Origin of the sequence: Pseudomonas putida, assembly GCF_016406145.1 — a bacterium.
In the GTDB taxonomy this organism is placed as follows: Bacteria; Pseudomonadota; Gammaproteobacteria; order Pseudomonadales; family Pseudomonadaceae; genus Aquipseudomonas; species Aquipseudomonas putida_E.
The window spans coordinates 4,155,773-4,180,910 of sequence record NZ_CP066306.1; the positions used below are offsets into that span (position 1 = coordinate 4,155,773).

Consider the following 25,138-nt stretch of genomic DNA (forward strand, 5'->3'; position numbering starts at 1 on the left):
TCTATCAAGGCACGGAACATACTGGCAAAATGCCGTTACTTGCGTGTGTCGTTTTTGCCTGGAGATTGATAACCCGTGTTCAATGAGACCGATGCTCCGCAGCCGCCAAAGGTGCTGAACACTCCTTTGGAGATTGCGGCCAACCTGCGCCAATTGATGGAGAGCCATGATCCTTTGATCATTACCTTCCATGAGCGCAGCCAGCGCTTTCAGAGCTACGTGGTTCATGTGGACCGTGACAGCAATACCTTGGCGCTGGACGAGATGATCCCGCGCGATGGCGAGAAATTCATCGAGAACGGCGAGCCATTCCGCGTCGAAGGTTTCCACGACGGCGTACGCATTGCGTGGGAATGCAACCACGAACTGAGGATCACCGAGGTCGATGGCCATCGATCCTATCGCGGTGCCCTGCCGGACGAAATGACCTACCACCAGCGCCGCAATGCATTCCGCGCCGCGCTGAAGCTGTCGCAGCTGGTCGATGTGATTCTCGACGGCACCCACCTCAAGGGCAATGGTGCTTTGCGCGGCAAGCTGCTGGACATCTCCGCCACGGGCTGCAAACTACGCTTTGAAGGCAATGTCGAGGAGCGCCTGCAACTGGGCCAGGTTTACGAGCGCTTCAAGGCCAGCAACCCGCTGGGGCTGGTGGACACCATGGTCGAGCTGCGCCATCTGCATTACGAAGAGCGGATCAACACCACCTTTGCCGGCGTGCGTTTCCATAACCTCAATGGCCAGGCGCAGCGCAAGATAGAGAGCTTCGTGTACCAGCTGCAGCGCGAAGCGCGGCGGTTCGATAAAGACGATTATTGATCGTCTGCCGAACGCGCAAACGCCACCTCAAGACTAATGCCAGTCTTTCACGCGATTCAGGGCCGCTTGTTGCGGCCCATCGCCGGCAAGCCGGCTCCCACAGGGATCGCGCCAGCTTTTAGAGGTTGAGCAAGACAGTTGCTCCCACAGGGTCTGCGCAGCTCTTGAAGTCTGCGCTGTACCTGTAGGAGCCGGCTTGCCGGCGATGGGCTGCGCAGCGGCCCTAATAAAGCTAATTTGTTTTTGCCTACCCCGGCCCCGCCTCAAACCGGCTTGCTGACCTCGCCCGGATCAGCCGGCTCGGCCCTCTCTTCAGCCTCGGTATCCTCAGCCGCCACCGGCGCCTGCATTACCTCCTGCACGGTCTGTTCATCCACACGCGGGTCGAGCGCGGCCGACAATGGCGAACCCGCCGCCGGCATAGCCACGTGCCCCAACGGTGCATCCTGTACCTGGTGCAGCCCGGTGACCGCCTTCGGACGAATCCGCCACACCAGCACCAGCGCGAAGAACACGAAGAAGGCATACAGCATCTGCGCGCCCAGCACCTTCATCAGCACCCCCGCCGCCAGCGGCCCGATGCACGCACCCACGCCGTAGGTGACCAGCAGCATGGCGGTCAAGGAGACACGCCGCTCGCTTTCCACGTGGTCATTGGAAAATGCGACAGCCAGGGGATAAAGGCAGAACTGCAGCAGCGAAATCAGAAAGCCGATGCCGAACAGCAACTCCAGTGGCACATTGGGCAGGATCGCCAGCGGCGCCGCCGCCAGCGCCAGGCCCACAGCCACGCTGCGGATCAGCACGGCCCGGTCATAACGGTCGGACAACCAGCCCAACGGCCACTGCACCAGCAGCCCGGCAAAGATGCAGCTACCCATGAACAAGCCGATCTGCTCGGTGGAAAGCCCCTGGCTGGACGCATATAGCGGCGCCAGACCGTAGAAGGAGCCGACGATCAACCCAGAACCGAGCACAGTGCTCAGCGACTGCGGCACGCGCTTGATGAAGAATTTCGGCTCCATCGGTGCCGGGCGTAGCGGCGCCGGGTGAATGCGCCGGGTCATCGCCACCGGTACCAGGCACAGGGCGAAGCACATCGCGACCAGCATCAGCAGTTCAGGGCCAAGTTCGGGGTGCACCACCAGAATCAGCTGACCGAGCACCAGCCCCAGGTAGGAGGCAATCATGTAGCCGCCGAACACCGCGCCGCGGTGCTTGGCGTCGGCCTGCTCGTTGAGCCAGCTTTCGATGACCATGTACTGGCACATCATGCCCAGGCCAACGAGCATCCGCAGCCCGACCCAGGCCGGTAGCCAGTTGGTCATGCCATGGCCCAGCACTGCCGCGCAGACGATTCCGGCGCAGGTGGTATAGGCCCGGATGTGCCCTACCCGGCCGATCAGTCGGTGGCCAACCTTGCCGCCAACAGCCAGGCCGAAATAGTTGGCCGCCATCAAGGCACCGACCCATAAGCTGTCGACATGATCGGCCGCCAGGCGCAGTGCCAGGTAAGTACTGAGCAGACCCGAGCCGATAAGCATCATCAAGGCAGCGAAATACAACGACTGAAACGGCTTCCAGATGTTTCGCATACGTCCCGTCGGGCTCCCTGGTCAGGTGGCGTTGGCTTGCTGGCAAGCATAAAAGCAAATCAGCCGCTGCGCAGTCCCCTGCCTGCGAAATAGCAGAACAGGGGCGCGTGCAGTAGCGTTCGTGTCGCGCTCAGGCTTGTGCCGCCAACACTCGCCGCTCCCACGGCGTGATCTCGTTGTAGAAATCAGTCAACTCGAGCGCCTTGGTGGCAGCGTAACCTTCGATGAACTCAGCCCCGAACAGTTCCCGGGCCAAGGCGCTGCCCTTCAGGCGCTCCAGCGCCGCATGCAGGGTGCATGGCAGGCTCAGGTGCTCAGGCACCTCGAACTCACCCTGGATGGCCGGTGCAGGCTCCAGGCGCTGCTCGATGCCGTGCAGGCCGGCTGCCAGGCTGGCGGCAATGGCCAGGTAGGGGTTCGCATCAGCGCCCGGCAGGCGGTTCTCGACGCGCCGCGCTACGGGGGCGCTGGCCGGAATACGCAGCCCCGCAGCGCGGTTGTCCTCCGACCAACAGGCATTGTTCGGCGACGCATAGGGATGGCACAGCCGCTGGTACGAGTTGACATTGGGCGCGAACAGCGCAGTGAAATCGGCCATGCACGCCTGCAGGCCGCCTATGAAATGATGGAAGGTCTGGCTCGGCCGCCCCTGGTCATCGCTGAACACGTTTCGCCCCGTGGCGATCTCCACCAGGCTCTGATGAATATGCATCGAGCTGCCCGGCGTATGCGCCAGGGGCTTGGCCATGCACACCACTGTCAGGCCATGCTTGAGCGCGACTTCCTTGAGCAGGTGCTTGAACAGGAAGGTCTGGTCGGCCAGCAGCAAGGGGTCGCCGTGCAGCAGGTTGATTTCGAACTGGCTGACGCCCATTTCATGCATGAAGGTGTCGCGCGGCAGGCCCAGCGCCGCCATGCACTGATAAACCTCCTGAAAGAACGGCCGCAGGCCGTTGTTGGAACTGACACTGAATGCCGAGTGGCCGAGCTCGCGACGGCCGTCCTTGCCCAACGGCGGAGAAAATGGCTGTACAGGGTCACTGTTGGGCGCAAAGACGAAGAACTCCAGCTCGGTCGCAACGACCGGCGCCAGGCCCAAAGCGGCGTAGCGGGCGATCACCGCTTTGAGCAGCCCGCGGGTGGACAGCCCTGACGGCCGGCCATCGAGCTCATTGGCATCGCAGATCGCCAGCGCCAGGCCCTCTTCGCTCCAGGGCAAGCGGTGGATCTGCGCAGGCTCCGCCACCAGGGCCAGATCACCATCGTCGCTGCCGTAGTACTTCGCTGGCGGGTAGCCCCCCATGATGCATTGCAACAAGACGCCACGTGCCATTTGCAGGCGCCTGCCTTCGAGGAAGCCTTCGGCAGTCATGACCTTGCCACGAGGGACACCGTTAAGGTCGGGAGTGACACATTCGATCTGGTCGATGCCCTGGAGGTGCTCGGCGAGCGAGCGCGGGGCTGCGGTGGTCATGACGCTTGTCCTTGTTGTTATGGGCTGGCAACAACATAGGCTGGGGGTGTTTAAAATATCAAGCACCTGCATCCGCAACGACGCAGATCTTGCCCCCTCACTCGCGCAGGGTCATGCCATTGGACGGCAATGGCAGCGCCGTTTTATACCGCACCTGCTTCAAGGCAAAGCTCGACCGTATGTTCGCCACCCCCGGCAGTCGTGTCAGGTAATCGAGAAACCGCTCCAGCGCCTGGATGCTCGGCAACAGCACCCGTAACAAATAGTCGGGGTCGCCAGTCATCAGGTAGCACTCCATCACCTCCGGCCGCTCGGCGATTTCTTCCTCGAAGCGGTGCAGCGCTTGCTCTACCTGCTTCTCCAGGCTGACATGGATGAACACATTGACATCCAGCCCCAGCACCTCTGGCGACAGCAAGGTCACCTGCTGGCGGATCACACCCAGCTCTTCCATGGCCTTGACCCGGTTGAAACAGGGCGTGGGCGACAGGTTCACCGACCGCGCAAGTTCTGCGTTGGTGATGCGGGCGTTGTCCTGAAGGCTGTTGAGAATGCCGATATCGGTACGATCGAGTTTGCGCATGAGACAAAATCACCGGTTTTTTGTGTTTATGCGGAATGTTTATCTGCGCCGCTCGCTAAAGGCAATCAACTTGAGAGAAAAATTCTCCCGGCGTGTCACTACTATGTAATTGACGCTGACCTGCCAGTCACAAGCCGGTGATCAGCGGCGGCCGCTTCAGAGCTCACAAAAACAACATCCGAGCGAGCGTAAAAAGCATGAACGAGTACGCCCCCCTGCGTTTGCATGTGCCCGAGCCTACCGGCCGGCCAGGCTGCCAGACCGATTTTTCCTACCTGCGCCTGAACGACGCGGGTCAAGTCCGTAAACCGCCCATCGATGTCGATGCTGCCGACACTGCCGACCTGTCCAACAGCCTGGTCCGCGTGCTCGACGAGCACGGCGATGCGCTTGGCCCATGGGCCGAAGACATCGATCCGCAGCTACTGCGTCAAGGCATGCGCGCCATGCTCAAGACGCGGATCTTCGACAGCCGCATGGTGGTCGCCCAGCGCCAGAAGAAGATGTCCTTCTACATGCAGAGCCTGGGCGAAGAAGCCATCGGCAGCGCCCAGGCGCTGGCGCTGAACCGCACCGACATGTGCTTCCCCACCTACCGCCAGCAAAGCATCCTGATGGCCCGCGACGTGTCTCTGGTGGAAATGATCTGCCAGCTGTTGTCCAACGAACGCGACCCGCTCAAAGGCCGCCAGCTGCCGATCATGTATTCGGTGCGCGAAGCCGGCTTCTTCACCATCAGCGGCAACCTGGCGACGCAGTTCGTGCAGGCGGTCGGCTGGGCCATGGCCTCGGCGATCAAGGGCGATACCAAGATCGCCTCGGCCTGGATCGGCGATGGCGCCACGGCCGAGTCGGACTTCCACACCGCGCTGACCTTCGCCCACGTATACCGCGCCCCGGTGATCCTCAACGTGGTCAACAACCAATGGGCGATCTCCACCTTCCAGGCCATCGCCGGCGGTGAATCGACCACCTTCGCCGGCCGTGGCGTGGGTTGCGGTATCGCCTCCCTGCGGGTGGACGGCAACGATTTCGTCGCTGTATATGCCGCCTCGCGCTGGGCCGCCGAACGCGCCCGCCGCGGCTTGGGCCCGTGCCTGATCGAGTGGGTCACCTACCGCGCCGGCCCGCACTCAACCTCCGACGACCCGTCCAAGTACCGCCCTGCCGACGACTGGAGCCACTTCCCGCTGGGCGACCCGATCGCCCGCCTGAAGCAGCACCTGATCAAGATCGGCCACTGGTCCGAGGAAGAACACCAGGCCGTCACCGCCGAGTTCGAAGCGGCCGTCATCGCCGCGCAAAAGGAAGCCGAACAATACGGCACCCTGGCCAACGGCCACATCCCGAGTGCAGCCTCGATGTTCGAGGACGTGTACAAGGAAATGCCCGATCACCTGCGCCGTCAGCGCCAGGAACTGGGGGTTTGAGATGAACGACCACAACAACAGCATCAAACCGGAAACCGCCATGGCCACCACTACCATGACCATGATCCAGGCCCTGCGCTCGGCCATGGATGTCATGCTTGAGCGCGACGACAACGTGGTGATCTACGGCCAGGACGTGGGTTACTTCGGCGGCGTGTTCCGCTGCACCGAGGGCCTGCAGACCAAGTACGGCAAGTCGCGCGTGTTCGACGCGCCGATCTCCGAGAGCGGTATCGTCGGCACCGCCGTGGGCATGGGTGCCTATGGCCTGCGACCGGTGGTGGAAATCCAGTTCGCCGATTACTTCTACCCCGCCTCCGACCAGATCGTCTCGGAAATGGCGCGCCTGCGCTATCGCTCGGCCGGCGAATTCATCTCGCCACTGACCCTGCGCATGCCCTGCGGTGGCGGCATCTACGGTGGCCAGACCCACAGCCAGAGCCCCGAAGCGATGTTCACTCAGGTGTGCGGCCTGCGCACGGTCATGCCCTCCAACCCATACGATGCCAAAGGCCTGCTGATCGCCTCGATCGAATGCGATGACCCGGTGATCTTCCTGGAGCCCAAGCGCCTGTACAACGGCCCGTTCGACGGCCACCACGACCGCCCGGTGACCCCGTGGTCCAAGCACCCGCAAAGTGCCGTGCCGGACGGTTACTACACCGTGCCGCTGGACAAAGCGGCCATCACCCGCCCGGGCAACGACGTCACCGTATTGACCTACGGCACCACGGTCTACGTGGCCCAGGTGGCCGCCGAGGAAACCGGCGTGGATGCCGAAGTGATTGACCTGCGCAGCCTCTGGCCGCTGGACCTGGACACCATCGTCGCGTCGGTGAAGAAGACCGGCCGCTGCGTGGTGGTGCATGAAGCCACCCGTACCTGCGGCTTCGGCGCCGAACTGGTAGCGCTGGTGCAGGAGCATTGCTTCCATCACCTCGAAGCGCCCATCGAGCGCGTCACCGGTTGGGACACGCCCTACCCTCACGCACAGGAATGGGCGTATTTCCCAGGCCCTTCGCGGGTAGGCGCGGCATTGAAACGGGTCATGGAGGTCTGAATGGGCACGCACGTCATCAAGATGCCGGACATTGGCGAAGGCATCGCGCAAGTCGAGCTGGTCGAATGGTTCGTCAAGGTCGGCGATGTGATCGCCGAAGACCAGGTGGTGGCCGATGTCATGACTGACAAGGCCACCGTGGAAATCCCTTCGCCGGTCAGCGGCAAGGTGCTGGCCCTGGGCGGCCAGCCGGGTGAAGTGATGGCGGTCGGCAGCGAGCTGATCCGCATCGAAGTGGAAGGCAGCGGCAACCATGTCGATGTGCCGCAGGCCAAGCCGGTAGAAGCCCCGGCAGCCGCCAAGGCAGAACCGCGTGTCGAACCGCAACCGGTAGCCAGCCCGGCTGTCTCGGCGCACACCGCCGCGCCGATCGTGGCGCGCCAGGCCGACGAAAAACCTCTGGCCTCGCCTGCCGTGCGCAAGCGCGCCCTGGATGCCGGCATCGAACTGCGTTACGTGCATGGCAGCGGCCCGGCCGGGCGCATCCTGCACGAAGACCTGGATGCATTCATCAGCAAGCCGCAGAGCCCTGCGAGCCAGGCGCCGGGCGGCTACGCGAAACGCACCGACAGCGAACAGGTGCAAGTGATCGGCCTGCGCCGCAAGATCGCCCAGCGCATGCAGGATGCCAAGCGCCGTGTGGCGCACTTCAGTTATGTCGAGGAAATCGATGTTACTGCACTCGAAGCCCTGCGCCAGCAGCTCAACAGCAAGCACGGCGATAGCCGCGGCAAACTGACCCTGCTGCCATTCCTGGTCCGCGCCCTGGTCGTGGCACTGCGCGACTTCCCGCAGATCAACGCGACCTACGACGACGAAGCCCAGGTCATCACCCGCCATGGCGCGGTACATGTGGGGATCGCCACACAGGGCGACAACGGGCTGATGGTACCGGTGCTGCGCCACGCCGAAGCGGGCAGCCTGTGGGGCAATGCCAGCGAGATTTCCCGACTGGCGAGCGCCGCACGTAACAACAAGGCCAGCCGCGAGGAACTGTCCGGCTCCACCATCACCCTGACCAGCCTCGGCGCCCTGGGTGGCATCGTCAGCACGCCGGTGGTCAACACGCCGGAAGTGGCGATCGTCGGGGTCAACCGTATCGTCGAGCGGCCGATGGTGATCGATGGCCAGATCGTTATTCGCAAGATGATGAACCTGTCCAGCTCGTTCGACCACCGTGTGGTCGATGGCATGGATGCCGCGCTGTTCATACAGGCTGTACGTGGCCTGCTTGAACAACCCGCCTGCCTGTTCGTGGAGTGAGCATGCAACAGACTATCGACACCACCCTGCTGATCATCGGCGGCGGCCCTGGCGGCTACGTGGCCGCCATCCGCGCCGGGCAACTGGGCATCCCCACCGTGCTGGTGGAAGGCCAGGCGCTGGGCGGCACCTGCCTGAACATCGGCTGCATCCCGTCCAAGGCACTGATCCATGTGGCCGAGCAGTTCCATCAGACATCCCGCTACACCGAGCCGTCCGAACTTGGCATCAGCGTCTCCACGCCACGCCTGGACATCGGCCGCAGCGTGGCCTGGAAGGACGGCATCGTTGACCGACTGACCACTGGCGTCGCTGCACTCCTGAAAAAACACGGGGTCAAGGTCATCCATGGCTGGGCGAAGATCCTCGATGGCAAGCACGTCGACGTCGACGGCCAGCGCATACAGTGCGAACACCTGCTGCTGGCCACCGGCTCGAACAGCGTCGAACTGCCCATGCTGCCGCTGGGCGGGCCGATCATCTCTTCGACCGAAGCCCTGGCCCCCCAAACGTTGCCCCAGCATCTGGTGGTGGTTGGCGGCGGCTATATCGGCCTGGAACTGGGTATCGCCTACCGCAAACTGGGCGCGCAGGTCAGCGTGGTGGAGGCGCGTGAGCGCATCTTGCCGACCTACGACAGCGAGCTGACCGCGCCGGTGGCCGAATCGCTGAAGAAGCTGGGCATCGCTGTGCACCTTGGGCACAGCGTCGAAGGTTACGACAGCGGTTGCTTGCTGGCCCGCGATGCTCAAGGTGCACAGCTGCGCCTGGAGGCCGACCGGGTGCTGGTGGCCGTTGGCCGCCGCCCGCGCACGCAGGGCTTCAACCTGGAAAGCCTCGAACTGAAAATGAACGGTGCGGCCATCGCCATCGACGAACGCTGTCAGACCAGCATGCGCAACGTCTGGGCCATCGGTGACGTGGCCGGCGAACCGATGCTGGCACACCGCGCAATGGCGCAAGGTGAAATGGTCGCGGAAATCATTGCCGGCAAGGCACGACGGTTCGAACCCTGCGCAATTGCAGCAGTGTGTTTTACAGACCCGGAAGTCGTTGTGGTCGGCAAGACCCCGGAACAGGCCAGCCAGCAAGGGCTGGACTGCATCGTCGCGCAGTTCCCCTTCGCCGCCAATGGCCGCGCCATGAGCCTGGAGTCGAAAACCGGCTTCGTGCGCGTGGTGGCGCGGCGTGACAATCACGTGATCCTGGGTTGGCAGGCAGTGGGCGTGGCGGTTTCAGAGCTGTCCACAGCGTTTGCCCAGTCACTGGAGATGGGCGCGCGACTGGAGGATATCGCGGGCACTATCCACGCTCACCCGACCCTGGGCGAAGCGGTGCAGGAAGCGGCATTGCGCGCGCTGGGCCACGCATTGCATATCTGACACTGAAGCGGCTGCGGCCGATTTTGCCCGCGACGCCCTTGGCGCTGCGGGCTTTTTTTCATTCGGCGATGCTGTATTGGCCTGCAGACATGCCGATGATCAGGTCAAACGCGGAAGTAGCCCACCGACGAATCGAACGGCAGGCGCTTGAGTTCGATCTTGTTCAGATCCAGCACGTCACGCAGCGCGGCAGTCTCGCCAGGGAAGTTGCGGTAGGCGACTTCGTCCAGCACCACGATCGCGCCTTTAGGCATGTAAGGCAGGAAAGTCTCCAGCGCAACCTTGGTGGACGAGTACAGGTCCGTATCGAGGATCAGCATAGCCACTACCAAGTCAGGACGGGTCTTCACAAAGGCAGGCACGGTTTCCAGAATGTCACCCTTGACGATCTCGCAGCGCGGGATCCGATTGACCGGGCGAATCAGGTCGTTGGCCTCGATCATGTCTTGAATCAGGGTCTCGTCGGTGTCGGAGAACATGCTTTCGTTGATATCGGCTGGATCCTGCTCGGCATCGATGCTGGCAAAGCCGCCGAAGGTATCGAAACCGATGATCGAACGGTTGATTGCATAGGGTTCCAGAATCATCGATAGCTGCATGTACAGCATCAACGAGTTGCCTTTGTATACGCCGCACTCGACGATAGCGCCCGGAATGTCCTGCACCATCTTGAACAGCTCGATGCGCGAAAGCGCAGCGGTCACGGCGATACGGTTGGCAAACACGAACGGCGCATCAGCCACATATTGGGCATCGACACGGCTCAGCACGCTGGCGCGCTTTTCGTTGTACTCGACCTCGGCAGCAGTCAGACGACGCTTGGTCATGGGTTAACTCCCTGGAATTGCGAAAAGTCGCTGGCATTGAAAAAGTCTTTGAAGCCGGCCTGCGCATCCGAACAACCGTTGTCGACGTTCGGTGCACCGCGCTTATGCAGCAGGTCTTGCGGGTGGATCAGGCGGAAGTCCACGCTGAACCGTACCTTGTCGGTGAAGTTGGCTACGGTGCCGTGCAGATGGGCACCAGAGAAAATCAGCATTTCGCCACTGTTGGCAGCCACACGCAGTTCGGCGCTGGTATCGATGTCTTCCAGCGGCACCGGGTGCACCCGGGTTTCTTCGGTGATGTTCTGCGAAGCCTTGTGCCGTTGCACATGGATCCAGTCATTGAGGCTCCAATCGGCGGAGCTGTTGCGCACCGGCCGCTCGAAATAGGCCGGGTTGATCATCATGGTCTGTTCGGGCTCGATGCTGTACACCGGCATCCAGGTATTCACCTGGCTTTCCACACTGCCGTACCAGGTATCGCGGTGGGGCTTGTATGCGTAACTCACACCTGCGTGCAGGTATTCGTAGTTAGGCACTACACGCACACGAGGCACGTCGAAGATATAGTCCTTGGGGTCGGCCCCGATCTCGCGAATGAAATCGCGGATCAACGCCTTGGCCTGCGGGCCATTGGTAAACTGTCGCTTGAGCGCCGTGACGCGCTCTACGAAGGTCTCCACCGGCATCATTTTGTGCAGCGACTGGTGGTCGGTTTCGCCATCAAAGGCGGCGGTGATGCTCTGCCGAGCCAATGCACACAGCTCATGTGCATTGCCAAGGCCGGTTTCCAGGAAGATGTCCCCCCTGAACAGCGAGCCCCGGTAGTCCGGCTTGTTCTTCACCTGATTGACATAAAAATTCATACTTGCCCCTTCAAGACCTCATTGAGACCAATGCCCACCACGATCTGCGTCGACTGGCAGCGGTGCATGGATTGAAGCGGACGCAAGGCGACGCATCCAGCCGCTGAGGGCGGGAACTCCAACCATGGCGATACAGGTGCATTGCCTGTATCCAGTGCTTCAGTGATCGGCATGCCGGCAGGAAACTTTAAGCGCGCATGCTGCCGATGCAGCCCAAATGTCGACTATTGGTTGCCTTCGCTGGCATACACACCGCGTACCTGCTCCAAGCTCGGAAAGTGCTCGGTAATCAACCCGCGCTGCATGGTCTTTTGTTGGGTGAACGGATACTCACGCTCGATGAACGTGGGCTCACTGGCATTTTCATAACGCCCACTGACGGAAATCCGCAAACGTTCATCCCCTTCACGGGAAGACCGATGAATGGTGAAGTTAGACATCAAGCAAACGCCACCCTTGCCGACACAGACAGGAACGAAGTCATCTTCCTTGAAGTGCTTTTCGTCGACCCTCAACACATGCTGTTCCTGGTCGCCGCTAAGCAGGCCCAGCAAATGACTGCCGGGCATCACCTCCATGGTGAACAACTGCGGGTCGATGTCCATGAACGGGATCCAGGTGGTGATGGTATCCAGGCTGCCCTGGACTGAAGTCCAGTCCTGGTGCACGTCGAACCCCTGATAACCTCCCGGGATAACCAATTTTTTCGACATCAGATGCAACACAGGCGTGGTCTGGAACAACGGGGTTAAAACGCCCAGGTCGGCAGCCGCGTCGCGCAGGCGCTCGGCGGTCATCAGCCGGTAGATGCCGTACAGCTTGGAGCACATGCGCAGCGTCGCCAGATAGAGAGGAACGCTCGCCTCCAGCAGTGCGGCCATGTTCAGGTGCAGGGCTTCAAGGGTAGGGCCGCCGGCGACAGGCAGGGCCAGGCGATCCAACTGCTGGGCGAATGCCAGATTGAAGTGGGCAAGGGTTTCGTCGAGATGAAGGGGGTCGAAAATGCCCTCGGCAACCAGATAACCCTGCTCGCGATATAAGCGGATTTGATTTCGATCAAGAATCTTTCCCATCGGCCCGGTGCCCTTTTTTGTTACGCAAGCGGAGGTGCTATCGTGGCCAGCAGTATACACAGCGTACGCTCAGCTCCGGTTGACCTGACTCATCCTCGAACACCCTGGATACCCTGATGCCAAAAGTTGTCATTTTCGGAGTGCTGGACACCGCCCAACTGGCGCACTACTACCTGAAAAAAGACCCTGCAGTGGACGTGGTCGGCTTTACCGTGCACGAACGCTACCTGCCAGAATCGAGAATGTTCGAAGGGCTGCCGGTGGTGCCTTTCGAAACCCTGCAGGACTATTTCCCAAGCACCCACTACAAGCTGTTTGCACCCATGACCGGCCGCAAGATGAACCGCCTACGTGAGTCGGTGTACATTCAGGGCAAGGAAAAGGGCTACGACTTCATTAGCTATGTCAGCCCCAAGGCCACGGTGAACGACAACGTCATCGGTGAAAACTGCTTCATTCTCGAAGACAACACACTGCAACCTTTCACCACCATCGGCAACAATGTGGTGATGTGGAGCGGCAACCACATCGGCCACCATGGCGAGATCCGCGACCATGTGTTCTTTACTTCCCATGTGGTCCTCTCCGGGCATTGCCTGGTCGAGCCCTACGCCTGGTTCGGCGTCAACGCGACCATCACCAACAATTGCACCATCGGCGCAGGTACCTGCGTCGCCATGGGTGCACTGATTTCAAAAGACACTCAACCCTGGCAGCTCTACATCGGCGCACCCGCGCGCGCGGTAAAGAGCAGTCAGGAACTGGATTTTTAGGTAGAGCATGGCCTGGAAAAAACTCGGTAGAACCTTCGACCCCGATAAAGACTGGGTCGGCTCCCACGCCCAAGTGCCCACCGCGCTGGTGCTGGACGATGTGATTCGGGTATTCATCTCCACCCGCAACAGCGCAGGCAAAAGCCTGTGCTACGCGGTAGACCTGGACAAGCAGGACCCGCGCACCGTCGTTGCCCGCCACCGCGAACCTTGCCTGGGTTTCGGCGCTCCTGGCACCTTCGATGATGAAGGCGTGATGCCCAGCTACGCTCTGAAAAAAGATGGCCGTACCTACCTGTACTACAGCGGGTGGAACCAGCGCCTGACCGTGCCCTACCACAATGCCATGGGCGTCGCGGTTTCTGACGACGACGGGCTGCACTTCGAAAAACTGTTCGAAGGCCCGATCATGGATCGCACTGCAACCGAGCCCTACCTGGCCGTGACGCCCACCGTGCTGTTCGACCAAGGCCTGTGGAAGATGTGGTATGTGTCCGGTACACGCTGGCTGGAGGTGGACGGCAAATACGAGCCGTTGTACGTGATCAAGTACGCCGAATCCAAAGACGGATTCGAGTTCACCCGCTTCGCGCCGCAATGCCTTGAATCGCGCTTTGAGACCGAAGCCTTTTCCCGCCCCTGCGTCATCAAGGAAAACGGGATTTTCAAGATGTGGTACTGCTCCCGCGCATCGCAGGACTACCGCAACGGCGCCGGCTCGTACCGTATCCGCTACGCAGAGTCGCCCGACGGCAGAACCTGGACCCGCCATGATGATGCGGGTATCGCACCGTCAGCCGAAGGCTGGGACTCGCTGATGACCTGCTACCCGTTCATCTTCCAGAGCGGCGAGCGCACCTACATGCTGTACAACGGCAACCGTTTCGGGACCAGCGGCTTCGGCCTGGCCCAGTGGAGTGATGATGAATAACGAACAGCTTCAAAACGAAGTCTACAAACTCGAATCCACTGCATCGGATTTGCAGTACGCCTTTCGTGACAAGTTGCGCGACATGTACCTGAACAGCCCGCTCTCGGACGACGACGTGCTTTTCAATATCGGCCTGTATACCCGCAGCTCAGTATTGGTGAAGTTCATCGTCTTGAGCGACCTGTACAAACGCTTCAAGCATATCCCGGGGATGATCTGCGAGTTTGGCACCTGGTACGGCCACAACCTGGTGCTGCTGGAGAATCTGAGGGCGATGTACGAACCGTTCAACAAACAGCGACAGATCGTCGGCTTCGACACCTTTGAAGGTTACTGCGCACCGGGTGAAAAAGACTGCAAGGAAAGCGGTGTGTGGGTTGAGAACTCCTACTCCACCAAAGCCAGTTACAAGGATTACCTGAACGAACTGTTGCAGGTGCACGAAGGCAACAACGTGCTGGGACACAAGCGCGGGGTACATCAACTGGTTGCGGGGGACGTCTGTCAGACCGCGCCCGAATTCTTCAAGAACAACGGCTCGGCCATCGTCGCCTTCGCCTACTTCGACATGGGTCTGTACGAGCCAACACTGGCAGCGCTCAAGGCGATCAAGCCACACCTGGTTTCCGGCAGCATGCTATTGATGGACGAGCTGACATGGGCTCAAGCACCAGGCGAAGCGCTGGCCTTCAAAGAAGTCTTCACCCCTTCCGAATACACACTGGAGAAGTGCGAGCTGTACCCCTCCAAATGCATTGTCACGATCAGGTGAAGCGCCCATGATTTCCAGCGAGGTATTCGACCGGCGCATGGCGGAGCAAGGCTGGGTGATTTTCGAGAGCGCCATCCCGATCGCTATCGTCGAGCAGATGCGTGAAGACATCCACAAGGCCTATGCAATCTGCCGCGACTACCAGATCAAGAACGGCATCGATCAGGACACCAGTAACACCGTGCACCACCTGATCGGCCAGTTTGACAGTTTTCTCGACTGCCTGAAGGCCTACCCTATCTATGCCTTCATCGAGCGCTATTTCGGCGGGCAGTTCATCCTCAACTCGTATGGCGGGGCAATCAACACCCGCGACAGCCAGTCTTACGCCCAGCGCGTTCACCGGGATATACGTTCTTTTTCAGGTGATATGCCGTTGCTGCTGAACACGCTGGTGATGCTCGACGACTTCACCGCCGCCAATGGCGCGACCTGGATGCTCTCCGGTTCGCACAAGGCCGAAGCCAAGCCGACCGACGACTATTTCATGGCCCACGCCGAACAGGCTATCGCACCGGCCGGCAGCATCCTGATGTTCAATTCCAATGTCTGGCATGCCGGCGGCAGCAACGTTACCGACCAAGTGCGCCGCTCGGTCACGCCGATGTTTTCCAAGCCGTTCATCAAGCAGCAATTCGACTACCCGCGAGCCCTGGGTTATGACCTGGGGCCAAACCTCGACCCGATGATGCGCCAGGTCATCGGCTATAACGCGCGGGTACCCGCAACGCTGGACGAGTGGTATCAGCCACCCGCCAGGCGCATGTATCACTCCAACCAGGGTTAACCATGTCACGCGACCTGAACACCGAGTACCAGGACACGGAAAACCGCCTGTACGCCTACGATTTCGACTACATCCACCGCGACTACATGCTCAAGGCGCTCAACGGGCAGTTTCGCCCTGGAAATGCGCTGGAAATGGGATGCTATCACGGCGAGTTCACCAAAAAGTTGCTGCAGGTCTTCGATGACGTGACCGTGCTTGAAGGGGCCACCGACCTGATCGAAGTCGCCCGCAAGAACGTTGCCGATGCGCGCGCAACCTTCATCCTGGGTCGGTTCGAAGACACTACCCTGGAGCGTCGCTTCGACAACATTTTCCTGATCCATACGCTTGAACATCTCACCGAGCCGCAGCCGGTGCTCAAGAGGATACGCGAGTGGCTGGCGCCGGGCGGCCGGCTGTTCATCGTAGTGCCTAATGCCAATGCGGCGTCACGGCAGATCGCGGTGGGCATGGGGCTGATCGACTTCAATGCGGCTGTTACCGATGGCGAGCGCAAGCACGGCCACCGCTGCACCTACAGCCTCGACACACTTGAGCACGAGGCGTTACAGGCCGGCTTCCAAGTGACCCAGCGCGGCGGCATCCTGTTCAAGCCGATGGCCAACTTTCAGTTCGATGCAGCCTTGCGTGCCGGCATCATCGACCAGGCGTTCTTCGAAGGCTGTTACAAGATGGGCATGAAATACCCGGACCTCACTGCGAGTATCTATGTAGTCTGCCAGGCTTGAACCTCAGAGGTAATCGTAGGCCGCCAAGTGCGGCCCGATGCCCTCGGCGCCGACCTCCATCAGGGCATCGATGATCGACAGGTACGGTGTGAAACCCTCGCAGCGTTGGCGATAGGCAAGTACCCGCATACCGATGAAACGCAGATCGATATTGACGTCGGCGAACCTGTCCGGCTCATAGAGCGCACGCCCGCCCTGGGCATTGATATAGCAGGTCGCACCTTCGTGGCGGCAGATATCCAGAATCCGCGCCTGCGCCGTAAGTTGAGCGTTGCCGTAGACCTGGCTGCTGGTAACGAGCCGCGTCGTTTGGCCCATGAAGTTGGCCAACACCTGAATTTGATGACTCAGAAAACCCGCGAGGTTGTTGTCTTCGTGCGCCAGAATACGCTCGACCACTGGAAACACCTGATCGAAACAGGGTGCCTTGCGATAGGCCATTTCCACGCTGCGCAGCATGCGTCGTTGCCACTGGGCAGCAGGTGCAATTTCTATTTCGTTGATCTTGCGGTTTTGCGAGGCCTGCAACAACGGCAGCGTGATCAGCCCTGGCGCGCCGTTGATCAGGATGCGATTGCGATTGATCCATCCTCGCGTGATGAAGTTCACGTCATCGTAGACCACGAAGCAATCTGCAGCCTTCAATAGCTGCCAGTAGCCAATGTAGGGAAACAGGTACGGCTGCATGATCGCCACCCTGGTCATGCACCGGCCCCGGCGATCAACCCGATAATGAAGTCCACGGTACCGAAATCGAGGTCAGGATAGATCGGTAGGCAGATCACCTGCTCCACCACCTGATGCGCTACCGGCAGGTTGTCGGCGCTGGACGATGGATACCCGCGGTACATCGGCAGGCCACTGATCAGGGGCTGGAAATAACGCCGCCCATGAATGTTGTGGGCGGCGAGGTGCGAGAAAAGTACATCACGGCCAAGAGCAAACTCAGGCCCTACCAGTATCGGAAAGTACGCATGATTGGCGACTGCCTCGCCCCTCCCCTCGATACAGCGAATACCCGCAATCCCCGCAAGCCCTTCGCGATAACGCTGGTCGATCAGCCGCCGCTTCCCCAGCGCTTCATCCACGCCCTCCAGTTGCAACAGGCCAAAGGCTGCGTGAATTTCGCTGAGCTTGCCGTTGGTGCCGGTCAGTTCTACGGTGCTTCCGTCGGGAGACAGACCAAAGTTCTTCAACTGGTCGATGCGCCGCTTGGTCGCCTCGTCGCGACAGATGACAGCGCCGCCCTCGAAGGTGCTGAACACCTTGGTAGCGTGGAAGCTCAGGGTCACGAGGTCGCCGTGGCGTAACAGGCTGCCGTTTGCATCCTCAACACCGAAAGCATGTGCCGCGTCATAGATCACCTGCAGGCCATGGCGCTCGGCAATCGCGCTTATCGCCTCGACATCACAGGGATGCCCATAGCAGTGTACAGGCAGTATGGCTGTGGTCTTGTCGGTAATGGCCGCTTCGATGCGTGCCGGGTCAAGGTTCAGGGTGTGCGGGTCGATATCGACGAACACCGGCGTCAGGTTGTTCCATAGCAGCGAATGAGCAGTGGCAACAAAGGAGTACGGCGTGGTGATCACCTCACCGCTGAGCCCGGCCGCCTGCAACGCTGTGATCAGCGCCTGGGTACCGTTGCAGAATAGCGAAATGTGTTCCACGCCCAGGTAAGCGCACAGCGCCGCTTCCAGTCGCTGGTGCATGGCTGCGCCATTGGTCAGCATGCGGCTGTCCCAAATTTCCCGCAGGTATGGCATGAAAGCCTCCAGCTCGGGCAATGCGGGCTGGGTCACGAAAACGGGGGGCCGACCATTCATGAGCGGTGTTCCTGCGGCCGGCGGCGGTGGCCGGCCTTGTGTTGTTCAGGCGTGGGCATACTGCGCAATGTCAGAGCGCCTTGTCGAATTCATGCCGCGCCCAGAAGTCGCGCATGATTGCCCAGCAGCGTCGGGATTCACCTTGTGCGGCGGCGCCGTAGAGCACCTGGCATTGCTCGCCGTGAATACGGAAGCTACTCAGTGGCTGGACCAGATAAACGGTGTTGCCGCGCAGTGCGAGGTTGAGAAAAATCGCCACGTCGGAGGCCCAGGCGATGGGTTGTTCGTCTACCGACATGAAGTCCGGAGTGATTTCCAGCATATCGGCCCGGCGGAACATGACCGTGCTCGGCTCGCCAACGAAATTGATCTGCGACTGCATGAGTGCGGTGCCCAGCGACAGGCCTTCGATCATCGCATCGTCTGCCACGGGGGCTTGGGTTGCGGCGATATCGGCCAGCGGCTCGCCGTACTGGTCGATGCGCTGGCGCTTGGAGGTTACAAGCGTAACGTCTGGATAACTGCGGAAGCTGTCGAGCATCCGCTCCACGCATTCGAGTTCCAGCAGGTCGTCGTCGTTGAGAAACTTGATGAATTCGCCGCGAGCCTCTTTCAGGCAAAGGACATGGTTTAGACGGCCAATGTCCTTTCCGGCATCTGGGTTGCGCACATAACGAACGCGCGGGTCGTCCTGACTCAGGTCGGCGCAGATCCTTTCGATCTCATCAGTCGGGCAGTCGTCGCACACCAGGATTTCCAGGTTGCGATAGGTCTGGTTCAGCGCGCTGCCCAAGGCGTCGTAGAGGTGTTCGGTCTTGTAGGTCGGCATGACGATGCTGACCAGCGGCTGGGCATCGGCCGCCAATTGGCGCTGCGGCTTGCGAAATTCCAGCACTAACTGGCCCGGCACCGTGGCGTCCAGCCCACTCAGGTGCGGATCGCTGCTGTTGCCTTCTGCGGTGATAGCTACCGGTTCCAGGCCGACCATCTTGCAGATCCGCGTCAGCTCCTCGGCGTCGAAAGTCCAGGCATGCTGGCGCAAGGCCCTGTTCAGCCATTCGGCGCGACCGATGCCTGGCGCCTCAGGGCGTGTGCGGTTATTCAGATAGTCTTCCACCAACGCCTTCAGGTCGGAGCAGACGAGACGGATCACCCCGCCAGGCTGCAGGACTCGACGGCACTCGTGCAGCAAGCGAATACCTTGGTTACGCCCGAGTCGCTCCAGAAGATGAGCACTGTAGATTCCTGGCACCGTGCCTTGTTCCCACGGCAAAGCCTGGCCCGGCGTCCATTGCAGATCGGCCCCTGTGGGCTCCACATCGATATTGATAAAGCCTTGGCGAGGGTGATCGGCGCAACCTAGGTTCAAATAGATGGGGAGCATGGTATTCGCTTCGAAGGGTCAACAAGGGCGTAGTGCAGCAACCCCGTTATCGGCCGCGCTCTTCAAATCATGACCGTTGGTTTCGGGACATTATGCAACAGGCGTAGACCCAAATCGAGAAACCCCAATCAGCGTCGCGCAATAGGCACACTACGGCGACGTGATAGGACATTTCCTCAATTGACGTCAGCACGCCGTATAATTCTGCCCCCCGAAATCCGATGATGCTTTCTCATGAAGAAACTGCTGTACGTCGTTACCCTCGCCCTCTCTGTCATCCCTGCCGCCTTCGCCAATCCCCCCGCAACGTTTACCGAAGCCAAGATTGTCGCCAAGCAGAAAATCTTCCTCGACCAGGCAAACAGCCCAATGGGCGAACTGTACTGTGGCTGCAAATGGACCTGGGTCGGCAAGTCCGGTGGCCGGGTCGACGCCAAATCCTGCGGCTACGAAACCCGCAAAGTACAGACCCGCGCCGAACGTACCGAATGGGAGCACATAGTGCCGGCCTGGACTTTTGGCCACCAACGTAAATGCTGGCAGAACGGTGGTCGCGAGCATTGTGTCAATGAAGACCCGACCTTCCGCGCCATGGAGGCAGACCTGTTCAACCTCTATCCGTCCGTGGGTGAAGTGAACGGTGACCGCAGCAATTTCAACTACGGCATGGTTTCAGGCGTTGCGCGCCAGTATGGACAGTGCACCACCAAGGTCGACTTCCAGCAGAAAACCGCCGAGCCGCGTGACGAAGTGAAAGGCCTGGTTGCGCGTACCACGTTCTACATGTTCGACCGGTACAAATTGAGCATGTCGCGACAGCAGCAGCAGGTGCTCATGGCCTGGGATAAGCAGCACCCGGTGTCGGCGTGGGAAAAGCAGCGCAATCAGCGAATCGCCGCGATCATGGGGCATTCGAACCCCTTCGTCACCGGCGAGCGGAAATGGACGCTGGGCTACAAGCCTGCCGGGGCTATGGACGTGGTAGCTTCGGCAACCCCGAAAACGGCTGCCAGGGATATCGGCAAGCCGACCCTGGCGAGTGCGTCAACTGGCGGTGCGATCATTGGCAACCGCAACAGTCACGTGTACCACCTGGCCAGCGGTTGCCCAGGGTATAGCCAGGTCGCTCAGAAAAATCAGGTGGCATTTGGCAGTGAAGCAGAAGCGCAGAGTGCAGGTTACCGCAAGGCGGGTAACTGCAAGTAGGCGAATGGAGCGAGAGAAAATATGGCGTCCCAGGGCAGGTTCGAACTGCCAACCTTCCCCTTAGGAGGGGGATGCTCTATCCAATTGAGCTACTGAGACACAAGAACCGGCAGCGAATGCTGCGCAGCTGGACGGCGAGCATGTTAACCAGAGGGCAGCCGTTTGTCATGCATCTATCGGGCTTTTTGCACGTAGGGTTTTTCCGATGCTTGTCAAACGGACACCCCCTGCTGACGCAGCAGGTCGATCAATGTGCAGACCGCCGTGGCCAGGGAGCCGGAGTTGTCTAACACATGCACGCTGGGATCGGGACATGCCTGGAGCCTGGCACTGCGCGCCAGGCGCTGATCGATCTCTTGCGGTGCCTCCCTGCCTCTGGCAAGCAGGCGCGCGCGCAGCACCTCCGGCTTAACCTCCAGGCGCACTGCAAGCAGACCGGGATAGCGCCTACGCGCCTCGTCCAGATAGCCTCGGGAACCATTGACCAGCACTGATCGCCCTTGCGCGAGCCAAACGTCCACTTGCTTGGGTATCCCATACTCCAGACCGTTGGCTTGCCAATGCATGGCAAATTCGCCTGCCGCACGCATCGCTTCGAAGCGCTCTGGCGTGACGCTTTGCGCCGCCTCACCTGTGGCCTCTGCAGAACGTGTGATGACTCGCCGGGCAATTTCCACACCTGCGCCAGCCAGTTGCGCGCGAGCGGCCTCGATCAGGGAATCTTTTCCTGAACCAGAGGGTCCTATCAGATATATCAGGACACCTGAGGCTTTACCTTGGGAGCTTGCGTCATGTTGCATAGCCACTATGCTCTATGGAAGGAAACCTGCGCATTTTAAGGGTTTTCTCTACCCTTTGCCGCGTTTTACGGGTTTTTGACGGCAAAGGGCTGACGGTAAGGCGAGCCTGGAAATGCAAAACTTTTCCAACCAGTACTCATTTCTGATAATTGGTACTGGCAAAAAGCCTTTACCGGGATCACTATTTGTCACAGAATTGACGCCAAGGAAACGGCGACCTTGAGGCAAGATGAGCACCAAATTTTCCAGGCGGTTGAACATTTTGTCGTCGCCACGGTCGTACCAGCATCCCGTGCGGCCAATTTGTGAACCGCTTCCCCTGAACCAAAAACCGGTTAATTTATATGCGCCCAATGAAACAGGCTATTTATTCGAGCCGCACCGCTGACAAGTTCGTCGTCCGCCTGCCAGACGGAATGCGTGAGCGCATTGCCGAGGTAGCGCGCAACCATCACCGCAGCATGAACTCCGAGATCATCGCACGCCTGGAGCAGAGCCTTATCCAGGAAGGTGCGCTGGGCGACGAGCTGAGCATGCGCCTGGACAGCCCCGAGCTGTCGCTGCATGAGCGCGAGTTGTTGCAACGCTTCCGCCAGCTGTCCCACCGACAGCAGAACGCGCTGGTCGCCCTCATCGCTCACGATGTGGAAATGGCAGCCGACGCCTCCTGAGGCGCGTAGCGAGAACAAAAAAAAGCCAGCGTAAGCTGGCTTTTTTGTTGGGTTGCGCACAGGCCTTGGTCGCTCTGGCGTGCACTTCCCAATATCAAAGCAGGAACAGCGTAGCCAGCCCCAGGAAGATGAAGAACCCACCACTGTCGGTAACGGCAGTGATCATCACACTGGACCCCATGGCAGGGTCGCGCCCCAGGCGCGTCAGAGTCATCGGGATCAACACCCCCATGAGCGCGGCCAGCAGCAGGTTCAAGGTCATGGCCGCAGTCATCACCAACCCCAACGACCAGCTGTCATACAGCCAGAACGCCACAGCACCGATCACTCCACCCCAGATCAGGCCATTGAGCAGCGACACCGCCAGCTCCTTGCGCATAAGACGGCTGGTATTACCCGGCGACACTTGGTCCAACGCCATGGCGCGAACGATCATGGTAATGGTCTGGTTGCCTGAATTGCCGCCAATACCCGCTACGATCGGCATCAGCGCCGCCAGTGCCACGAGCTTCTCGATCGAACCCTCGAACAGGCCGATCACACGCGAGGCCAGAAACGCGGTTATCAGGTTGATCGCCAGCCAGGCCCAACGGTTTCGCAATGAACGCCAGACTGAGGCGAAGATGTCTTCCTCCTCACGCAGACCAGCCATGTTGAGAACTTCACTCTCGCTCTCTTCACGAATCAGGTCGACCATCTCATCGATGGTCAAACGGCCGATCAGGCGGTCGCTCTTGTCCACCACCGGTGCCGAAACCAGGTCATAACGCTCGAAAGCCTGCGCCGCATCGTAGGCATCTTCGTCAGGGTGGAAGGAAACCGGATCAATCGCCATGACCTCCGCGACCTTCTTGTCCGGATCGTTGACCAACAGACGCTTGATCGGCAACACACCCTTGAGGATGCCGTCGTAGTCGACTACGAACAGTTTGTCCGTGTGGTTGGGCAGCTCTTTAAGGCGGCGCAGGTAACGCAGAACCACTTCCAGGCTGACATCTTCACGGATGGTCACCATCTCGAAGTCCATCAGCGCACCGACCTGCTCCTCGTCGTAGCTCAACGCCGAGCGCACACGCTCGCGCTGCTGGGCATCGAGGCTTTCCATCAGCTCGTGAACGACATCACGCGGCAGCTCCGCCGCCAGGTCCGCCAGCTCATCGGCGTCCATTTCCTTGGCCGCAGCGAGAATCTCGTGATCGTCCATGTCGGCGATCAGCGATTGACGAACCGAGTCGGAAACTTCAAGCAAGATGTCGCCGTCACGATCCGAGCGCACCAGCTGCCAGACCGTCAGGCGGTCTTCCAGGGGCAATGCTTCGAGGATATAGGCGATATCTGCAGGGTGCAGGTCGTCGAGCTTGCGCTGCAACTCGACGAGGTTTTGACGGTGGACGAGGTTTTCCACCAGGTCGTGGTGATGACCTTCCTGACGGTGGGTCAGGTCCTCAACCACGCGTTGGCGCTGCAACAGTTCGACCACCTGGGCCAGGCGATCCTGCAGGCTCTCTTGCGCTTTCTTTACTTCTACTTCAGTCATAGGCGAACTCCACTCCCAGCAGCGGAGCACGCCGGGGGATTCAATCGGTCAGATCAGGCTGTAAGAATCTTGTTAAGAAGTAACTACTGGGTAAGTCCATGGTGGTATTCCACAAGCCCCGGCGGGGCTGACGGGCGCAATCATACACTGCCTAAGCTGTCAGATCGCTTAAATTTTTGGCCAGAACAATCGTTTGCGCGATAAAGCTATGACAACGCTCGAAGCCATGTGTGCGACGGCACGAGCCAAAGAAAAAACACATGCGGCGCGCAAAGAAGTGTCGGGCGGGTTATTTTCAGTCTAGCGGGCATCACTGATAAATCAGTGAACGGCAGAAAACAAAAAGCCCGCTCAATTGAGCGGGCTTCTTGATATGTGGCGGACTCAGGAGGATTCGAACCTCCGACCGCTCGGTTCGTAGCCGAGTACTCTATCCAGCTGAGCTATGAGTCCGTAGTTGGTAGTTTTAGGCCAGATTACCACTGGCTTACTGAAGTCGCTTTGCAAGCAGAACCACTTCAAAAGTGGCGGACTCAGGAGGATTCGAACCTCCGACCGCTCGGTTCGTAGCCGAGTACTCTATCCAGCTGAGCTATGAGTCCGTATTGGTATTTTTAGACCAGATTACCACTGGTTGCTTGAAGCAGCTTTGTAAGCAAAGCCACTTCAAAAGTGGCGGACTCAGGAGGATTCGAACCTCCGACCGCTCGGTTCGTAGCCGAGTACTCTATCCAGCTGAGCTATGAGTCCGTGTCTTGCAGCGCATTATAGGTCGCTGAAACATTTTTGCAAGAACTTTTTCGTTTAACTTCAACGACTTAGCGTTCTTACCGATTACAGCGCCCTAAGCGAATAATGGCGGTGAAGGGGGGATTCGAACCCCCGATACCCTTATGAGGTATACTCCCTTAGCAGGGGAGCGCCTTCGGCCACTCGGCCACCTCACCGCAACACGAGGCGAATATTAAACAGGCTCTTCCTCGTTTGCAACCCTTTTTTTGAAAAAAACTTCAAAAAAATTAAAGGCTTGGCTCCTCATCCTTCTCTTTCTTGATCCGCAGGTAGATTTCCTCGCGGTGAACGGCCACTTCCTTGGGGGCGCTGACGCCGATGCGCACCTGGTTTCCTTTGACGCCGAGCACCGTCACGGTGATCTCGCCATCTCCAATGATCAGGCTCTCGGCGCACCGACGAGTCAGAATCAACATAGCTTTCTCCTTACGCAAGACATTCAGGGATAACAGTCTGGGAACAACCGGGCCTGGTCGTGGACGACGACACAGGGCCCCGTAGCGCGTCACGCTGGCAGGACAGGGCCTGCGTGACGAGCAGAAACGCGAAGGGCGCGGCAAGC

24 protein-coding genes and 5 tRNA genes are annotated in these 25,138 nt (G+C 59.8%); 12 read left to right on the plus strand and 17 right to left on the minus strand.

Features of this window, described 5'->3' with window-relative positions:
* Nucleotides 1-75 precede the first annotated feature (75 nt).
* The gene (locus JET17_RS18980; protein ID WP_012315568.1) at nucleotides 76-819 is read left to right on the plus strand and encodes a flagellar brake protein; all 744 of its coding nucleotides are present in this window, start codon (nucleotides 76-78) and stop codon (nucleotides 817-819) included.
* Nucleotides 820-1,082: 263 nt separating this feature from the next.
* On the opposite strand, the gene JET17_RS18985 is transcribed toward JET17_RS18980, so the two are convergent.
* From JET17_RS18985 to bkdR, 3 genes are all read right to left on the minus strand, one after another.
* Complete coding sequence (locus JET17_RS18985) at nucleotides 1,083-2,414, minus strand: MFS transporter (protein ID WP_012315569.1); 1,332 nt, start codon at nucleotides 2,412-2,414, stop codon at nucleotides 1,083-1,085.
* A gap of 130 nt (nucleotides 2,415-2,544) precedes the next feature.
* Nucleotides 2,545-3,786: a glutamine synthetase family protein gene (locus tag JET17_RS18990; protein ID WP_190273342.1), complete on the minus strand. Its 1,242-nt coding sequence runs from the start codon at nucleotides 3,784-3,786 to the stop codon at nucleotides 2,545-2,547.
* A 199-nt stretch (nucleotides 3,787-3,985) separates the two neighbouring features.
* Nucleotides 3,986-4,471 (minus strand): Bkd operon transcriptional regulator BkdR, encoded by a 486-nt coding sequence (bkdR, locus tag JET17_RS18995; RefSeq protein WP_012315571.1) that lies wholly within the window; start codon nucleotides 4,469-4,471, stop codon nucleotides 3,986-3,988.
* A 197-nt stretch (nucleotides 4,472-4,668) separates the two neighbouring features.
* Between bkdR and JET17_RS19000 the strand changes: the two genes are divergently transcribed.
* The 4 genes from JET17_RS19000 to lpdA are packed head-to-tail and all read left to right on the plus strand — an operon-like array spanning nucleotide 4,669 to nucleotide 9,606.
* Nucleotides 4,669-5,901: a 3-methyl-2-oxobutanoate dehydrogenase (2-methylpropanoyl-transferring) subunit alpha gene (locus tag JET17_RS19000; RefSeq protein ID WP_012315572.1), complete on the plus strand. Its 1,233-nt coding sequence runs from the start codon at nucleotides 4,669-4,671 to the stop codon at nucleotides 5,899-5,901.
* Between the two features lies 1 nt (nucleotide 5,902).
* Nucleotides 5,903-6,961 carry an alpha-ketoacid dehydrogenase subunit beta gene (locus JET17_RS19005; RefSeq protein WP_012315573.1) on the plus strand — a complete coding sequence of 353 codons (1,059 nt, stop codon included), beginning with the start codon at nucleotides 5,903-5,905 and terminating at the stop codon, nucleotides 6,959-6,961.
* On the plus strand, nucleotides 6,962-8,224 hold the full coding sequence (locus JET17_RS19010; RefSeq protein ID WP_012315574.1) for a dihydrolipoamide acetyltransferase family protein: 1,263 nt from the start codon (nucleotides 6,962-6,964) through the stop codon (nucleotides 8,222-8,224).
* Between the two features lie 2 nt (nucleotides 8,225-8,226).
* Entirely contained in the window at nucleotides 8,227-9,606 is a 1,380-nt protein-coding gene (gene lpdA, locus JET17_RS19015) for a dihydrolipoyl dehydrogenase (RefSeq protein ID WP_012315575.1), read from the plus strand.
* Nucleotides 9,607-9,710: 104 nt separating this feature from the next.
* Here lpdA and JET17_RS19020 read toward each other — a convergent pair whose 3' ends face one another.
* The 3 genes from JET17_RS19020 to JET17_RS19030 form a co-directional block, all read right to left on the minus strand.
* Nucleotides 9,711-10,433: a TylF/MycF/NovP-related O-methyltransferase gene (locus JET17_RS19020; RefSeq protein WP_012315576.1), complete on the minus strand. Its 723-nt coding sequence runs from the start codon at nucleotides 10,431-10,433 to the stop codon at nucleotides 9,711-9,713.
* A complete protein-coding gene (locus tag JET17_RS19025) occupies nucleotides 10,430-11,296 on the minus strand; it encodes a hypothetical protein (RefSeq protein ID WP_012315577.1) in 867 nt (288 codons plus the stop codon). The genes JET17_RS19020 and JET17_RS19025 overlap by 4 nt, the downstream gene beginning before the upstream one ends.
* 224 nt (nucleotides 11,297-11,520) lie before the next feature.
* Complete coding sequence (locus JET17_RS19030; RefSeq protein ID WP_012315578.1) at nucleotides 11,521-12,369, minus strand: phytanoyl-CoA dioxygenase family protein; 849 nt, start codon at nucleotides 12,367-12,369, stop codon at nucleotides 11,521-11,523.
* A 116-nt stretch (nucleotides 12,370-12,485) separates the two neighbouring features.
* Between JET17_RS19030 and JET17_RS19035 the strand changes: the two genes are divergently transcribed.
* The 5 genes from JET17_RS19035 to JET17_RS19055 are packed head-to-tail and all read left to right on the plus strand — an operon-like array spanning nucleotide 12,486 to nucleotide 16,363.
* Nucleotides 12,486-13,142, plus strand: a complete 657-nt coding sequence (locus JET17_RS19035; RefSeq protein WP_012315579.1) for an acetyltransferase — start codon at nucleotides 12,486-12,488, stop codon at nucleotides 13,140-13,142.
* 7 nt (nucleotides 13,143-13,149) lie between these two features.
* Nucleotides 13,150-14,073, plus strand: a complete 924-nt coding sequence (locus JET17_RS19040) for a hypothetical protein (protein WP_012315580.1) — start codon at nucleotides 13,150-13,152, stop codon at nucleotides 14,071-14,073.
* Nucleotides 14,066-14,845: a class I SAM-dependent methyltransferase gene (locus JET17_RS19045; RefSeq protein ID WP_012315581.1), complete on the plus strand. Its 780-nt coding sequence runs from the start codon at nucleotides 14,066-14,068 to the stop codon at nucleotides 14,843-14,845. The genes JET17_RS19040 and JET17_RS19045 overlap by 8 nt, the downstream gene beginning before the upstream one ends.
* A 7-nt stretch (nucleotides 14,846-14,852) precedes the next feature.
* Nucleotides 14,853-15,632 (plus strand): phytanoyl-CoA dioxygenase family protein, encoded by a 780-nt coding sequence (locus tag JET17_RS19050; RefSeq protein WP_012315582.1) that lies wholly within the window; start codon nucleotides 14,853-14,855, stop codon nucleotides 15,630-15,632.
* Nucleotides 15,633-15,634: 2 nt separating this feature from the next.
* Nucleotides 15,635-16,363 carry a class I SAM-dependent methyltransferase gene (locus JET17_RS19055; protein WP_012315583.1) on the plus strand — a complete coding sequence of 243 codons (729 nt, stop codon included), beginning with the start codon at nucleotides 15,635-15,637 and terminating at the stop codon, nucleotides 16,361-16,363.
* Between the two features lie 3 nt (nucleotides 16,364-16,366).
* On the opposite strand, the gene JET17_RS19060 is transcribed toward JET17_RS19055, so the two are convergent.
* The 3 genes from JET17_RS19060 to JET17_RS19070 all read right to left on the minus strand — a co-directional run bounded on the left by JET17_RS19060 (nucleotide 16,367) and on the right by JET17_RS19070 (nucleotide 19,570).
* A complete protein-coding gene (locus tag JET17_RS19060) occupies nucleotides 16,367-17,050 on the minus strand; it encodes a WbqC family protein (RefSeq protein WP_233100409.1) in 684 nt (227 codons plus the stop codon).
* Nucleotides 17,051-17,064: 14 nt separating this feature from the next.
* On the minus strand, nucleotides 17,065-18,186 hold the full coding sequence (locus tag JET17_RS19065) for a DegT/DnrJ/EryC1/StrS family aminotransferase (protein WP_012315585.1): 1,122 nt from the start codon (nucleotides 18,184-18,186) through the stop codon (nucleotides 17,065-17,067).
* A 70-nt stretch (nucleotides 18,187-18,256) separates the two neighbouring features.
* Nucleotides 18,257-19,570 carry a glycosyltransferase gene (locus JET17_RS19070; RefSeq protein ID WP_080516488.1) on the minus strand — a complete coding sequence of 438 codons (1,314 nt, stop codon included), beginning with the start codon at nucleotides 19,568-19,570 and terminating at the stop codon, nucleotides 18,257-18,259.
* Nucleotides 19,571-19,804: 234 nt separating this feature from the next.
* On the opposite strand from JET17_RS19070, the gene JET17_RS19075 reads away from it, so the two are divergent.
* Nucleotides 19,805-20,776, plus strand: a complete 972-nt coding sequence (locus tag JET17_RS19075; protein WP_012315587.1) for an endonuclease — start codon at nucleotides 19,805-19,807, stop codon at nucleotides 20,774-20,776.
* A gap of 22 nt (nucleotides 20,777-20,798) precedes the next feature.
* Here the strand turns inward: JET17_RS19075 and JET17_RS19080 are convergent.
* Both JET17_RS19080 and phnN read right to left on the minus strand, forming a co-directional pair.
* Nucleotides 20,799-20,875 (minus strand) — tRNA-Arg (locus JET17_RS19080).
* A gap of 113 nt (nucleotides 20,876-20,988) precedes the next feature.
* Nucleotides 20,989-21,576, minus strand: a complete 588-nt coding sequence (gene phnN, locus JET17_RS19085; protein WP_012315588.1) for a phosphonate metabolism protein/1,5-bisphosphokinase (PRPP-forming) PhnN — start codon at nucleotides 21,574-21,576, stop codon at nucleotides 20,989-20,991.
* A gap of 344 nt (nucleotides 21,577-21,920) precedes the next feature.
* Here phnN and JET17_RS19090 point away from each other — a divergent pair, with 344 nt between their 5' ends.
* Nucleotides 21,921-22,247 (plus strand): Arc family DNA-binding protein, encoded by a 327-nt coding sequence (locus tag JET17_RS19090; RefSeq protein WP_003254499.1) that lies wholly within the window; start codon nucleotides 21,921-21,923, stop codon nucleotides 22,245-22,247.
* A 94-nt stretch (nucleotides 22,248-22,341) separates the two neighbouring features.
* Here JET17_RS19090 and mgtE read toward each other — a convergent pair whose 3' ends face one another.
* From mgtE to csrA, 6 genes are all read right to left on the minus strand, one after another.
* Nucleotides 22,342-23,784 carry a magnesium transporter gene (gene mgtE, locus JET17_RS19095; RefSeq protein WP_012315589.1) on the minus strand — a complete coding sequence of 481 codons (1,443 nt, stop codon included), beginning with the start codon at nucleotides 23,782-23,784 and terminating at the stop codon, nucleotides 22,342-22,344.
* A gap of 376 nt (nucleotides 23,785-24,160) precedes the next feature.
* Nucleotides 24,161-24,237: transfer RNA gene (locus JET17_RS19100), tRNA-Arg, on the minus strand.
* A 72-nt stretch (nucleotides 24,238-24,309) separates the two neighbouring features.
* A tRNA-Arg gene (locus JET17_RS19105) sits at nucleotides 24,310-24,386 on the minus strand.
* A 71-nt stretch (nucleotides 24,387-24,457) separates the two neighbouring features.
* Nucleotides 24,458-24,534: transfer RNA gene (locus JET17_RS19110), tRNA-Arg, on the minus strand.
* Between the two features lie 106 nt (nucleotides 24,535-24,640).
* A tRNA-Ser gene (locus JET17_RS19115) sits at nucleotides 24,641-24,731 on the minus strand.
* A gap of 72 nt (nucleotides 24,732-24,803) precedes the next feature.
* Nucleotides 24,804-24,992 carry a carbon storage regulator CsrA gene (csrA, locus tag JET17_RS19120; RefSeq protein WP_003254503.1) on the minus strand — a complete coding sequence of 63 codons (189 nt, stop codon included), beginning with the start codon at nucleotides 24,990-24,992 and terminating at the stop codon, nucleotides 24,804-24,806.
* Nucleotides 24,993-25,138 lie beyond the last annotated feature (146 nt).